This is a genomic window from Pedobacter segetis (genome assembly GCF_016623585.1).
Taxonomy (GTDB): Bacteria; Bacteroidota; Bacteroidia; order Sphingobacteriales; family Sphingobacteriaceae; genus Pseudopedobacter; species Pseudopedobacter segetis.
This window is the reverse complement of the sequence record NZ_JAEHFY010000034.1, coordinates 1-13,647: the sequence shown is the minus strand read 5'-3', so window position 1 is coordinate 13,647 and position 13,647 is coordinate 1. Positions and strand designations below refer to the sequence as shown.

The 13,647-nt window shown below is 36.1% G+C and carries 11 protein-coding genes; 2 read left to right on the top strand and 9 right to left on the bottom strand.

Annotation, left to right across the window (positions count from 1 at the left end; all coding sequences use genetic code 11):
- Positions 1-56: 56 nt before the first annotated feature.
- Positions 57-1,511, bottom strand: coding sequence for a rubredoxin (locus I5M32_RS16080; protein WP_200588134.1), 1,455 nt, complete (start codon positions 1,509-1,511; stop codon positions 57-59).
- 133 nt (positions 1,512-1,644) lie between these two features.
- Complete coding sequence (locus I5M32_RS16075; protein WP_200588133.1) at positions 1,645-5,157, bottom strand: molybdopterin-dependent oxidoreductase; 3,513 nt, start codon at positions 5,155-5,157, stop codon at positions 1,645-1,647.
- Between the two features lie 195 nt (positions 5,158-5,352).
- On the opposite strand from I5M32_RS16075, the gene I5M32_RS16895 reads away from it, so the two are divergent.
- Positions 5,353-5,478: a hypothetical protein gene (locus tag I5M32_RS16895; protein WP_262895606.1), complete on the top strand. Its 126-nt coding sequence runs from the start codon at positions 5,353-5,355 to the stop codon at positions 5,476-5,478.
- A gap of 9 nt (positions 5,479-5,487) precedes the next feature.
- Here I5M32_RS16895 and I5M32_RS16070 read toward each other — a convergent pair whose 3' ends face one another.
- Positions 5,488-6,795 carry a NarK family nitrate/nitrite MFS transporter gene (locus I5M32_RS16070; RefSeq protein WP_200588131.1) on the bottom strand — a complete coding sequence of 436 codons (1,308 nt, stop codon included), beginning with the start codon at positions 6,793-6,795 and terminating at the stop codon, positions 5,488-5,490.
- A gap of 28 nt (positions 6,796-6,823) precedes the next feature.
- A complete protein-coding gene (locus I5M32_RS16065; RefSeq protein WP_200588129.1) occupies positions 6,824-8,095 on the bottom strand; it encodes an alginate export family protein in 1,272 nt (423 codons plus the stop codon).
- A 522-nt stretch (positions 8,096-8,617) separates the two neighbouring features.
- On the opposite strand from I5M32_RS16065, the gene I5M32_RS16060 reads away from it, so the two are divergent.
- On the top strand, positions 8,618-9,679 hold the full coding sequence (locus I5M32_RS16060; protein WP_200588127.1) for a HesA/MoeB/ThiF family protein: 1,062 nt from the start codon (positions 8,618-8,620) through the stop codon (positions 9,677-9,679).
- A gap of 3 nt (positions 9,680-9,682) precedes the next feature.
- On the opposite strand, the gene I5M32_RS16055 is transcribed toward I5M32_RS16060, so the two are convergent.
- The 5 genes from I5M32_RS16055 to I5M32_RS16035 all read right to left on the bottom strand — a co-directional run bounded on the left by I5M32_RS16055 (position 9,683) and on the right by I5M32_RS16035 (position 13,593).
- Positions 9,683-10,138 (bottom strand): molybdenum cofactor biosynthesis protein MoaE, encoded by a 456-nt coding sequence (locus I5M32_RS16055; protein ID WP_200588125.1) that lies wholly within the window; start codon positions 10,136-10,138, stop codon positions 9,683-9,685.
- Between the two features lies 1 nt (position 10,139).
- Positions 10,140-10,373: a MoaD/ThiS family protein gene (locus I5M32_RS16050; protein WP_200588123.1), complete on the bottom strand. Its 234-nt coding sequence runs from the start codon at positions 10,371-10,373 to the stop codon at positions 10,140-10,142.
- Positions 10,374-10,395: 22 nt separating this feature from the next.
- Positions 10,396-11,340, bottom strand: a complete 945-nt coding sequence (locus I5M32_RS16045) for a GTP 3',8-cyclase MoaA (RefSeq protein ID WP_234461992.1) — start codon at positions 11,338-11,340, stop codon at positions 10,396-10,398.
- A 2-nt stretch (positions 11,341-11,342) separates the two neighbouring features.
- Entirely contained in the window at positions 11,343-12,074 is a 732-nt protein-coding gene (locus I5M32_RS16040; RefSeq protein ID WP_200588119.1) for a sulfite exporter TauE/SafE family protein, read from the bottom strand.
- A gap of 343 nt (positions 12,075-12,417) precedes the next feature.
- A complete protein-coding gene (locus tag I5M32_RS16035) occupies positions 12,418-13,593 on the bottom strand; it encodes a molybdopterin molybdotransferase MoeA (RefSeq protein ID WP_200588117.1) in 1,176 nt (391 codons plus the stop codon).
- Positions 13,594-13,647: the final 54 nt, after the last annotated feature.

Here is a 13,647-nt window from a genome sequence, read left to right as displayed (position 1 = left end):
TTCGATACTTGAATCTTGGCTCTTGATACTTGATATTTAGTTCTTTCCACTCCAAATCAATAAACAAATTTCTCAAATTTAACTTTTTCAAAATCTTCTTTTGGTGCTTCGCAAAGCGGACAATGATAATTTTTTATATCATTAAATTTTGTGCCTGCTTTTATATCGTTCAACTGGTCGCCCATAGTTTCATCATAGATGGTTTTACAGCTTTTGCATTGATAAACTTCTATTAAATTTTCTTCATTTTTAGGTTTGATCGCATTATTTGGCGGTAAAGCCAAGTTTAACTGTAAGCTGTAATAATAATTGCTAAGGGCGATCAACTGTTCTGATAAAGCCGATTTAATTAAACGCTCTGCAAAAACTACATATTCTTTATTATTTGGGTTAAAGTTCTTAGAGTGCAGCACTTCGTAAAGTTCATTACCATTTAAATCTTTTTCGTTAATTTTTCTGATGATCACTGAAGCAAAAAGACCTGTATTTGGTTTTGTTTTTATGGCAAAGCACAACCTGTAAGTACGTAAATCTGCTTCTTCAAAACTTTTTACCAAGTCTATCTTAAGTGCTAAAGCTTCATCGCAAACATCTTCTATAGACCAATTTAACTCGTTTGCAGCATGTCTAACATTAATTCTGTATTTGTTTAAGAGATGGCTCCAATATTTTCTATCATCATGGTTGATGCTTTTAATTACTAAAGATTTCCAAGCCGTGGTGTAAATTTGGCCTAATCTTGTTTTGGCACATATCTCGCATATTTCTTTCAAAAAATCTATAGCAAACTCTTCCTTACGGCGATAAATACCTAGCCAAAACTTATCGTTATATTTATTAAAACCCTCATAATAAGGTAATTGAAAATCTGTATGGGTTAAAGGTTTTTCATAATTTTGATGGATAAACTTCTGCTCTCCTTTAATCTCCAAAAATATCTTTTCTGCATCAATATCTGTTCTTTCTTGATGGATGGAAAAATCGGTTCCAATTTTCTGTTCTAAAACTTTAGATAACTCTGGGATATCCTCGGTGTAAACCAAAACCGGCCACCGATACATAAAATTGCTTTTTGGGAAACGGATGTGCAAATACCAAAAGTTGCTGGTTTCTGATGATATAAAGTTAAGATGGCCAGTAAAAAACGGTATCAGGTTTTGTGAATGATCTACGATATTGATCTTAAGCTTTGGGCGATGGCTAAATCCGTTCAAAATATCTTTATAAACGCCTTCCCTAAGCCAGTTTGTTGGGTTTAAAATCTCTTCGGTTACGTAAGAACTAATGATATTTGGATATTGGTCGTCATCAACTTCAAAACTTATATCATCAACCAAGAAAGTATCTGATAGATCATCCAATTTATCGGCATCAACTAAAAAAAACAGTTGTTGCCGGTTTCCAAAACGGATGTTCTTCACTCCCGCTTGCTCGGCAATTTCCAAAATTTCAGCTAAATCTCCGGGAGAAACTATACCGCCCGGAAGATTTATTTTTATGATATGCTGCATAATTTATTAATTTTTTTACCACGGAGATAACAGAGATCTTTCACAAAGGTCACAAAGAGTTTTATGCGTATTATATTCATTTTTTCTCTGTGAAACTCTGCTTTTACTTTGTGTGCTTTGTGGTTACAAAAACTCAAATCAAAATCTCTTCCTTTAAATTTTCATCTAAAATTCTTTTTACTTCTGGCCTGCAAGAACCGCATCCGGTTCCTGCCCCGGTTTTGTTGCATAAACCCTTTAATTCTTTACAACCGTTTTCTATGGCAATTTTAATATTTCCATCGCCCACATTATTGCAACTACAAACCAATTTACCAATAACTGGTTCTGGGGTTTTACCGCTTCTTAACAATTGCAAACGCTTATCGCTAAGCTCAATTTTTTTAGAAATTAGTTCCCTAAACTCTAGAAACTCGTTTTTATCGCCAATTAAAATTGCACCAACCAATTTATCTTGGTAAATGATACATTTTTTATAATAGCGTTTAGCCTTATCTATAAAAACGATTTCCTCATATTCTTTATCGTTGGGGCACTCTGGCAAACCAATGCTGCAAAGGTCAAACCCTTGGATTTTTATGATGTTCATGAATACGCTTCCACCATAAACACTTGCAATATCGCCCGTTAAATATTTTGCTAAAACATCTGCCTGTTCTTCTGCGGCAGCGGTAATTCCGTATAAAGTCCCTTTAAACTCGGCAATTTCCCCTATTGCATAAATATTTGGGTCGCTGGTTTGCAATTGCTCATTTACAACAACACCTCTTTTATAAAAAAGGCCACATTCTTTGGCCAGTTCTATATTTGGCGTAGTGCCAATGGCCATAATTACGGCATCACAATCTATTTTCCTTCCAGATTTTAAACCAACACCAGTTAATTTAGAACGACCGTAAAAAAGCTCTACCTCATCATCAAAATAAATATCACAACCTTGATCGATCATTTCTTCTTGCAAAAGCTGGCTGCCCAAAGCATCTAATTGCCTGCTTAAAAATCTAGAAATACGCTGAACGATGGTTATTTTTACATCTAACTCACGTAAAGAAGCCGCCATTTCTAAACCCAATAAGCCACCACCAACAATAAGAACGTGGCTTTCTTTTGGTAAATGCTTTTTAAAATCATCGGCATCTTGGCGGGTACGCATAGAAAATATACCCGGGATCTTAGGAACATTTTTTGGGATGGTTGCCCTGCTTCCTGTTGCCATGATCAAAATATCGTATTCGGTTTTTTTACCAAAATCGTCAACCACGTATTTATTTTCCCTATCGATCTTGGTAATTCCAACTCCTCGCTTTAAACTAATTTTATAAGTAGGTTCTTCTTCATCGGTCATTTTAACCAATTGCTCCCATTTTTGCTCTCCGCTGATGTAATCTGGCAACATTACCCTGTTGTAGAAAGGGTTGTTTTCTTTACTGAAAATGGTTATTTCATCTTCTTTGTTAATTTCTCTATATGATTTCACAAAACCAAAAGCCCCGGCACCTGCCCCTATGATCACTATTCTTTGCTTCTGCTTCTGATATTTCACTACGTTTACGATACCATATTTAAAATCTGGTTCTTTAGAAACCGCATCTAACAAAGGGCTGGTTAAGTTATTGGTTCGGTTTAAATCATTATTTAAAATCTTGCCATAGTGCATGGGTAAAAAAACAACGCCTTGTTTAATGGCATCGGTAATTTTTGCTTTAACCCTAACCTGCCCATAATTAGAATTTACGGTTACAACCACCTCGTTTTTTATGCTGAGCTGGGCTGCATCAATTGGGTTAATCTCTAAAAAAGTTTGTTTAATATGTTGGTTTAGCTTGTTTACCTTGCTTGTTTTGCTTCTGGTATGCCATTGATCCCTTATCCTGCCGGTTGTTAAAATAAATGGGAAATCGGCATTTGGCCGTTCGCTTTTAAAAACATCAGGAACTGGAGAAATAATAGCATTTTTAGATGGCGTATAAAACTGATGATCAATAAATAACCGCTTTGTTTGTTGTTTTTTGTGTTTAAGATAAGGCCATTGTATGCTTCTGTGTTTTTTTAAAATATCATAGGTTAAACCTTCTATATTGATGTTGGTATTGGCGGTAAGTTTACCATGTTCTATAAAAATTTCTTCTTGGTTTTGATAATCAAAACCTTTGAAACCCATTTTTTGGGCAAATATTTTGATAATTTCTGCATCTGGCAAACATTCTGCTGGCGCATCAACAATTTTTGGCAAATAGGTAATCCTACGTTCAGAATTTGTCATGGTGCCTTCTTTTTCTGCCCAAGCAGCTGCCGGTAAAACAACATCGGCGTAAGCCAAACATTCTGATTTATCGCTGATTTCTTGTACAACTACGTATTTTGCTTTTTTTAGGGCTGCTTCTGCCTTACGCACATTGGGCAAGCTCAAAAGCGGATTGGTACAAATGATCCAAATTGCTTTTAGCTTCCCTTCTTCCAAAGCATCAAACATTTCTGTTGCGGTAAGGCCGGGATTGGGGGATATTTCTTTACCGCCCCAAAATTCTTGCACTTCTTTTCTATGTACAGGGTTTGCCAAATCTTTATGGGCCGCCAACATATTGGATAATCCCCCAACTTCCCTCCCTCCCATTGCATTTGGCTGACCCGTTAAAGAAAAAGGCCCAGAACCGGGTTTACCAATTTTACCCGTGATGAGGTTAAGGTTAATTAAACTCAAATTCTTATTTACACCTACCGAACTTTGGTTTAAACCCATAGTCCACATAGAAATGAAGCCTTTTGATTGTGCGATATATTTGGCCGCTAACTTAATATCGGCTATGGCCAAACCACAAATCTTAGCCGATTCTTCTAGAGATTTTTCAAAAACAATGGCTTGGTAAGCATCAAAACCTTGGGAATGGTTGCTGATAAAACCAAAATCTATGTCTCCGTTTTCTATCAAAACCTTACCAATGGCATGGTTTAGGGTAACATCTGTACCTGGGTTTAATTGCAAATGCAGATCTGCAATGGCGCAAGAATCTGTTTTACGGGGATCTACAATAATTATTTTAACCTCTGGGTTTTGCGCCTTGTGCGCTTCTACCCTTCTCCATAAAATAGGATGGCACCAAGCGGGGTTTGCGCCCGTAACGTAAAAACAATCGGCCAATTCTATATCATCATAACAAATTGGAACGGAATCTTCTCCTAAAGACATCTTATAACCTACAACGGCACTGCTCATGCAAAGTCGAGAGTTTGTATCGATGTTGTTGCTGCCAATAAAGCCCTTTATCAGTTTATTTATGATGTAATATTCTTCTGTTAAACATTGCCCAGAAACGTAAAATGCCACAGAATCGGGGCCGTATTTATTGATGAAGGTTTTGAAAACTGCCGCCGTCCTATCCAAAGCATCATCCCAAGATACTCTTTGTAGGGGCATATTTTTATTGTAGCGTATTTGCGGATATAACAAACGATCAGATCTATCATTAACGGTGTAATGCAAATTCATGCCTTTGCTACAAAGCATCCCTTTATTAGAAGGATGGTTTTCATCTCCGATAAGGGTAATGTTGTTATTTTTATCTTTAGAGACCAAAACACCACAACCCACCCCGCAATAGCAGCAAGTGGAGGGGAATTGTGGTGTTTTTGTATGATTGTTTGTCAAAATAAATTAATTAAAAATTGAACTTATGCCTTAGCGCACAGCCTGGCCTACCCTCTGCCGGGCAATGGCAGTTAATTTTCTCATTGTTTCTTCATTGCTTTCAAATACATTCAAGAGGGCTTTGCAATTTTCCGCAAGAAGTAACCAAACCCGAGCGAAGCGAACACATGAAAGCCTATAAAAACAAATAAATACTTGAATAAACTCTCGGCTGCACCCTTTGCTATTGATGGAATTGCCCTAACTTTTTTCATCACTTCCGCAAAGGCCAAGGCCGAAAAAACGGTAAACTTTAGCTTATGCTTTGGCGTAATAGCTTGAATTATAAGTTTAAACTGCTGCATCTAAAATCAAATCTGTTTCTTCTATTTCATTGGTTTCTTTGATAAAGAATTTAGAAATAAAGATTATCCCAGAGACCACTATGATGGCTACGCCGATATATTCAAAAGCTTGTACGTAGGTGATACTTTCTGATTTGAAAAGGAAACCGAATATCAAACCGCCTAAATTACCACCAGCACCAACAATACCGCTTATTAAACCCACATTGTTTTCATTCACAAAAGGAACGATACCATAAGTTGCCCCGTTAGACATTTTCAAGAATAAAGCGAAAGTAAGCATGGATACAATTGCCAGAACTAATGAACCTGCTTGCGCAAATAAAATAACCCCGCAACCTTCTAATAATAATACCGCTGCTAATAAACTCCACTTGCCTTTCATCCCAAACTTACTACCTACTTTATCAGAAACTATTCCCCCTAATGCCCTTGCAAATAAATTCATGGCTCCAAAAACGCCTGCCCAAAAACCTGCGCTGCTTTGTGAAAGGCCAAAAGAATCTACAAAATGAAGTGATGCAACGTTGTCAAAAGTGATTTCCATCCCAAAACACATGGCGTAGGCAATAGTTAAAGCCCAAACCCTCCAATCGCTTAAAACAGACCAATCGGTTTTTTTGGCGGTCGTTTTTGAATGGCCAATTTCATCAAAATTACCTTTTGGCGTATCTTTTGTAAATTTCCAATAAAGCCAAGCGGTAAACCACATCATTAATCCGGGAACAATCATTGCATACCTCCAAGATTCGCCTGCGGTATATCCTAAACCTACAATTGCAGCAAATATCAAAGGCATCACCATATTGGTTACACCGCCGCCCAAATTGCCCCAACCACCTGTTATTGCATTTGCTGTCCCTTTAATATTAGGTGCAAACATCATTGAAGTGTGGTACTGTGTGATCACAAAAGATGCCCCAATAATGCCTATGGTTAACCTAAACAATAAAAAAGTTTCATAACTGTGTGATAAGCCAACCAAAAAAACGGGTATCGAACCTAGGATCAATAGCCAGAATGCGGTTTTTCTAGGGCCAAAAATATCACAGAGTTTACCGATGATCAATCTTGCAATGATGGTTGCCGCAATAGACGCGATGATGATATTACCTACTTGAGCTTTGGTTAAACCTAGCTCTACCCTAATGGTGGGCATTAATGGCGCAAGGCCGAACCAACCAAAAAAACACACAAAAAACATGAGCCATGTAATGTGGAAGGTGCGCATTTGAACGCCTTTTAAAGAAAATATTTTGAGTTTGGTAAGTGGTTTTTGACTTAGAGTTTCCATAATTTTATTATTTAAGTTTTAGAGAATTTTAAATGAATTTTGGTGAGAAAGTGAGCATTGTCCAAGCCCATTGATTGGGGCCTTTATTGGTTGCGCCTTTAATTGCATCCATGGTTTTGGTAGAGAAAAGCTGAGAATAACCCAACTTTAAATTAACACCTGTGTAAATATTAAGGTTATATACCGCATCAACTTCTTGCCCTAAAGAGCTGGGTAATTTTGTTGTACCAGCAAAAACATCTACTGGTGAGTTAAATTGATGGATATTTAATAAAATGAGCGACTTTGCCCCTGTTTTAAATTTAGTGTTGAGGTAAATATCGATTAAGCCTGTTGTTCTGCCGCCTTGCCCAAAACCGTTGCCCACATAAAAATAATCCATAAAGCCATAAAACTTATGGTTGGTTCCAAAGGCGGGATCAAAAGCGTTTTCTTTTGTTGATGTTGATTTTGTGCCCGATAAATAATCTACGCCTAACTCTGGGGCAGCGAATGTTTTAGGCAATGCCGCCGAGAATGATAGTAAATACGCACTCACATCTTTAGAAGCCGTAGTTTTTCCTGTTTGATAATATGCTTCTTCATGCAAAGCCAGCTTTCCTAAAGCCTGTTCGGCGTAAAGACCTAAGGTTTGTTTAAAGGCAGTTGTAGAATCCAGGTTTTGTCTGCCATCGTTTAAAAACAAAAAGGAAACTTTGCCGCCCTTGTAATCTTTATGCAGCCATAAATACTGCATGGTTTTATAATTACCCGTTCCGCTATAAAAAGTACTGGATAATTTGGTTGGCTCTACGCCGATATTTTGGTTAAACGCTGCGCCGGCATCCATAGAGAACCCTAAAGAATCTTTATAAGAAAACTTTAACAGATCATGACTTCTGCTTTGTTGCGCCCAATCTAGCGTACCCAAAAAGCGTTCGTTATCATAACTTAAAGCTTGGCGACCCACTTTCATAGAAAAATTCTTATTAAATTGATATTCTCCATAAGCCTCAAAAACATTGAGCAAAGATGGATCGGTCTTATAAATTTGATTGGTATTGCCCCAAGTACGGATGTCTTGAAGAGAGACTTTAAAACTGAGCTTTTCTTTGGCGAAGCCAAAGTTTAACCTCGTTCGCTGTTCTACAAAAAAAGCGGGCGAGCTAGCTGCTGTGTTTACGGTTTTAAAACCATTTCTAAATTCGGCCCTTGGCCTAATTTCTCCAGACAGGTTAAATTGAGCTGAAGCTTGCTTGCTTAACATTAAAGTAATGCTGAAGAAAGCTAATTTGTTGATTAATTGAAATTTTCGGTACATTTGTTAAGTTTTAAGTTTTAGAGAATTTGAAACTACAAACCCCAATTATGACGGCAAATCTGGTTGGGGTTTTAATTTTACATTTTTTTTAAAATTTTGATTAATATTTTCTGCTTTTTATTGATATAAATATATTAATTATCACATTAATTTGAAATTTCATAGCAAAAATTCATAATTAATATCATTTTTATTAAAATTTATTCAATTTTAGAACAAATTGTTAATTTACAATCTATAAATATTTGTGTTTTTAAGATATTTACAATAAAAAAACGATGTTTTTTCAATTAAAATGCACCATTAAATATATTTAATAATAAAATAATCACAAAAAATACCTATTTATAGGTTATATTATTAAATAATATCATTTTTAATAAAAAAAATTAGCTTTTTATCTTAAAAAATAACCTAAAACACAATTTTTATGTTAAAATATAATCAAAAAGGTAATTTTTTTTGTAATTTTTTAAAAAAACCGAAATTTCTATTACTTACAGGTTTTTTACAAGAGCGATCATGAACTTATCAGAAGAAGAGCGTACAAGATATAGCAGGCAGTTAGCTTTAAATGGCTTTGGGGAAACCGCCCAATTAAAATTAAAAAGCGTTTCCATACTGATTGTTGGTGCGGGCGGTTTGGGCTGTCCTAATCTTTTGTATTTGGCCGCCGCCGGCGTTGGCCGCTTAGGTATCATAGATGGCGATAAGGTTTCATTATCTAATTTACACAGACAAATAATTTTTAATATAGAAGATATTGGCAAAAACAAGAGCGAAATAGCCAAGGAGGCACTTTTTAAGAAAAACCCAAATGTTGCGGTAAAAGCATATCCCTATTTTATGGATGCTGAAAACTGCCTCCCTATTTTAAAAGATTATGATTTAATTATAGATGCCAGCGATAATTTTGAGACGCGGTATTTACTGAACGATGCCTGTGTAATTTTGAACAAACCCTTGGTTTATGCCGCAATTTTTGGTTTTGAAGGTCAGGTTTCTGTTTTTAACTATAAAAACGGACCAACTTTAAGATGCTTGTTTCCGCAGATCCCTAAAGAAGGTTTAATTGATAATTGTGCGGATAATGGCATTATAGGTGTTCTACCCGGGATTATCGGGACATTGCAAGCCCAAGAAACGATAAAGATAATTTGTGGAATTGGGGAAGTTTTGAATGGTAAACTATTGATTTTCGATTTACTGAATAACGAATTAAAATCCATCGCTTTTAAAGCCGATGAAAGAAACAAAGAGATCAAAAATCTTGACTCTTACCAATTTCATAATTCAAATGCTATAAAAGAAATTGATGCTTCTGCTTTAAAACAATGGCTCTTGAACAAAAAACTGCAGATAATTGATGTAAGGGAAACGGACGAGTATGCAGCAAAAAATATTGGGGGGTTAAATATCCCACTTTCTATCCTCCCAAAAAATTTATCAAAGATCAAAGATCAAAAAACGGTTATTATATGCCAATCGGGAAAAAGATCGGCGATTGCCTATAAAATATTGAATGATAACTTCCCTAAAATGGAGATCTATCATTTAAAAGATGGATTGAACAGCTATTTTTAGAGTCTATGGATAGATATGTACGTTTACATCATTAGTAACCTCGTGACAATTACAATTCCCACCCCATTTTTTTTCTCCATCCGTAAAGTACTCGCATTTCCAAAGCGGCAATTCATGTTTGATCTTTTCAATAACAAATCTGTTAGCTTCATAGGCCTCATTTCTATGTGCCGAAGCGGTAATTACCAATACCGCACTTTCTCCAATAGCTACTTTCCCAATTCTATGGAAAGCTAAAACCTGGCATAAATCCCATTTTTTTTTAGCATCTAAAATGATCTGCTCCATCATTTTTTCGGCCATCTCTTCAGCTGCCTCATAAAACAGATAAGAAACTTCTTTTCCCAAACTTCTTTTCCTTACTGTGCCGTTAAAAATAACTACTGCACCTGCATTTTCCTCTTCAAAATTTGAGACAAGTTCTTGTACATCTATCTTTTCTGATTTAATGTGTTCCATATTATCCTCCGCTACTTGGCGGTATCACGCTAATTGTTTCATCACCTTTCAATTCATAATCTAAAGCAACAAAAGCATCATCCACGGCAAATCTACTGATGTTCAATATCGCCTTGGCAGATGGGTTTATCTCCTCTAGCTTGTCTTTTATTTGCGCTATATGCTTGGCATTAAACGTTATATCGGTTATATCTGAAAAATAATCTTTGAGTATTGCGTATGTCCTTATTTTCATTTGTTACGTTTTTAAATAGTTCTTAACCTCCAATATTTAACATGCTCAGCTTACTTCCCGTAAATTTTACCGCTTGTTTTTGGCTTAGGGCATTTCTCAAATATTGTTCAAAATCATTATCTGATACTGCTTTTGATATTTCAATGGGTTCGTTTTCGCTTAAACAACCGTAGATATTCCCTTTATGATCCAATCTTAAACGGTCGCAATCTTGGCAAAATGGTTGGCTGCTATTAGCAATTATACCAAAAGTAAATCCGTCTTTGGTTTCCCAATAGTTGGCTGTTGCCGATGGCTTTCTTGGCAATGGCAAAAATTGATGATACATCCCGATTTTATCCAAAATATCTTGTTGTGTAATCAAATAATCATCTTGATGTTGATGTAAATGCCCCATTCTCATTACTTCTAAAAATCTGATAATGATATTTCTTTCTCTCGCAAAATTAAATAATGGCATAATCTGGTCATCATTTTTGCCTTTCATAATTACCGCATTCAATTTCACTTTTAAGCCTGCCTTTAAGGCAGCATCAATACCTTGTTTTACGTTCTCAAACTTATCTCTTCTTGTCATCTTAAAAAATGCTGCCTCGGTGGCTGCATCTAAAGAGATATTAATTTCTTTTAACCCTAAAGCTGCCAATTTTTGCACTTGCTTTTCTAATAAAAACCCATTACTGGTCATTTTTATTTCTTTTATACCGATAGTTGAAAGCCCCTTTATGAGTTCTCCCAGATCGGGATATAAAAGAGGTTCGCCTCCCGTTAACCTAACGGAGTTTAAATTTAGATGATGATGAAGTTTAGAAACCTGATTTAACAAATTGCTTATAGAAAGACCATCCGTTTTAGAAAAAGGTAAAGCTGCATTATCATCGGTACAATAAACGCAAGCAAAATTACAAGCACTTAATAAGCTGATTCTTAAATTTTTAAAAGTACGTCCGCTATGATCACTAATCATTATCAAAAGAATAAAAGTTTTACACAAGCCACGCTCATTACCGTTGCCAATACATACCTGATTGTTTTTTGCCGATAAAGGTTACTACCTAAATAAGCTCCTAAAAATCCACCAGAAACTGCCGCTACAAACCAGATATAAGAAAATTCTATCGCAAAAAACGGTTGGTTTTTTATAGATAACAAACCAGCTATTGAGTTGCAAAGTATAAAAAATGCCGATGCCGCCGCAGATTCTTTTGCATTTGCCCAACCCATTAATATCAATACTGGGCTTAAAAAGATTCCGCCCCCAATATTTAACAAGCCAGCAAAGAAACCTAAAATCGCACCTGTAAAAATAGCAGTTTTAAATGGAAGCTCTTTTCTTTCTTCTTTAACCGAAGGAAATACCTGTAATAGTCTGAAAATAGGAAACAACAATGCCAAACCCAAAAGGAGGTTATAGATCTCGCCATGCAAAGAAAGTTTTGCACCTACATAAGCAAAGGGGATCGAGGTAATTAAAAAAGGTAAAATCAATCGCCATTTAAAATACCCAGCCTTTTTGAATTGCAAAAAAGCAGAAGCTGAAACTATGATATTGAGCAATAAAACCAAGGGTCTGTAAACAATTGCTGCCACACCAGCCAAAGAAAAAGCCGCTAGATAACCACTTGCACCACCATGCCCTACTGATGAGTACATAAATGCCAAAATGAACAAACAAAAAGTGATGATAATTTCTGTTGACATATTCTTAATTAGTTTTATTTAGAGGTAGAGATTCATAAAACCTCGATTCTAGATTGATAATGCTACCATTTTTATAAATTATAAATTAGTTGATTAAAGCCGGTTCTTTTGATATGCCGAGTAATATACCCTACTTAGCGTAGTCGTTTGTTACCCTTAGCGTAGTCATTTGTCATGCGGAGCAGAGCCGTTTGTCATGCGGAGCGAAGCCGTTTGCCATGCTGAGCGGAGCCGAAGCATAAAGCCCAACGCCCCCTTCGGCTCCGCTCAGGGTGATATTCCCTTCGGCTCCGCTTGGGATGAAACCAACCTCCTAAATTATTGATAGCAAATAAATTACAATTTACCATAATAGAAAGCTAACCAAATTTCCTTTTTCCAATTTTAAAGTTTGGGCTTCTTGTACTGCCAATGCGTTAGCACTATTCCCCAACCTAATATCTCCCGAGCCATTCATAGCTACCTTATCCAAACAAACTCCGTTATTAATCACTGGAAAAAATTCATCCAATGAAGATGTTTTGCTCCTATCAAAATTAATTGGGAGCTTTAAAAACTCTGAAGGTTTTATCCCCAAAGATTTTTTGATGAAACTATCAACAAATAATTTAAAAGTTACCATTGCAGAAAACGGGTTTCCGGGCAAAGCAAAAATTAAAGTGCTGCCCTTAATGCCGCACCAAATTGGTTTCCCGGGTTTGATGGACACTTTGTGAAAAAGTTTTTCAACTCCTAAATCGGTCATTATTTCTGGGATATAATCTGCATCACCTGCAGAAACGCCACCTGTTAAAATAAGTATATCTGTATTCAAATGTTTTTCTATTGCGCTTTTTAATGAAGTTCTATCGTCTTTTATGTGCGTATATTTTTCTGGTTTAATTAAATCCTCCATTAAAAGAGCCCTCAAAGTATAAGCATTGCTGTTAAAGATCTGGAAAGGAAATGGTTTTTGGTGTAAACCAATTATCTCATCACCGGTGGTAATGATGTTTACGCTGGGCAAACGCTCTACTAAAATTCTAGACTTGCCCAAAGATGCCAACATACCAACCGTTGCGGGGTTTATAAAAGATCTCTTTTGAATTGCGACAGTATTTTTTTTTAAATCTTGCCCCATTAAAGCTATGTTCTGATAGATTTTAAAATCATGTTTTAACAGGCTCATCATATCCAGATCTGTGGCCACATCTTCAATCCTAATTACCACATCGGCATTTTTAGGAACTGCCGCACCCGTCATTATTTTATAACATTCGCCAGTTTGTATCTCAAACTTGTTTTCGGCACCAGCAAAAACAGTCTCCAAACACTTAAATTCTCTAATGCCGGTTTCTAAATCCTCAAACCTTAGGGCTATCCCATCCATTGCCGATCGGTTAAACGGAGGGAAATCTCTTGGGGCAACAATATCTTCTGCCAAAACCCTTCCTAAAGCATCTTCCAAATCAATTTCCTCTAACCCAAAAGATTTACTTTTAGAAAGAACAATGTTTAAAGCTTTTTGATAAGAAATCATGGTTTTAATGAGATTTGAGTAATGAGATGCAAGAAACAAGTATCAAGAAGCAAG

Bases quoted from the DNA above. Each gene is read 5' to 3' on its own strand.
- I5M32_RS16080 (WP_200588134.1), bottom strand. From the start codon at position 1,511: ATGCAGCATATCATAAAAATAAATCTTCCGGGCGGTATAGTTTCTCCC.
- I5M32_RS16070 (WP_200588131.1), bottom strand. From the start codon at position 6,795: ATGGAAACTCTAAGTCAAAAACCACTTACCAAACTCAAAATATTTTCT.
- I5M32_RS16065 (WP_200588129.1), bottom strand. From the start codon at position 8,095: ATGTACCGAAAATTTCAATTAATCAACAAATTAGCTTTCTTCAGCATT.
- I5M32_RS16060 (WP_200588127.1), top strand. From the start codon at position 8,618: ATGAACTTATCAGAAGAAGAGCGTACAAGATATAGCAGGCAGTTAGCT.
- I5M32_RS16055 (WP_200588125.1), bottom strand. From the start codon at position 10,138: ATGGAACACATTAAATCAGAAAAGATAGATGTACAAGAACTTGTCTCA.
- I5M32_RS16050 (WP_200588123.1), bottom strand. From the start codon at position 10,373: ATGAAAATAAGGACATACGCAATACTCAAAGATTATTTTTCAGATATA.
- I5M32_RS16045 (WP_234461992.1), bottom strand. From the start codon at position 11,340: ATGATTAGTGATCATAGCGGACGTACTTTTAAAAATTTAAGAATCAGC.
- I5M32_RS16040 (WP_200588119.1), bottom strand. From the start codon at position 12,074: ATGTCAACAGAAATTATCATCACTTTTTGTTTGTTCATTTTGGCATTT.
- I5M32_RS16035 (WP_200588117.1), bottom strand. From the start codon at position 13,593: ATGATTTCTTATCAAAAAGCTTTAAACATTGTTCTTTCTAAAAGTAAA.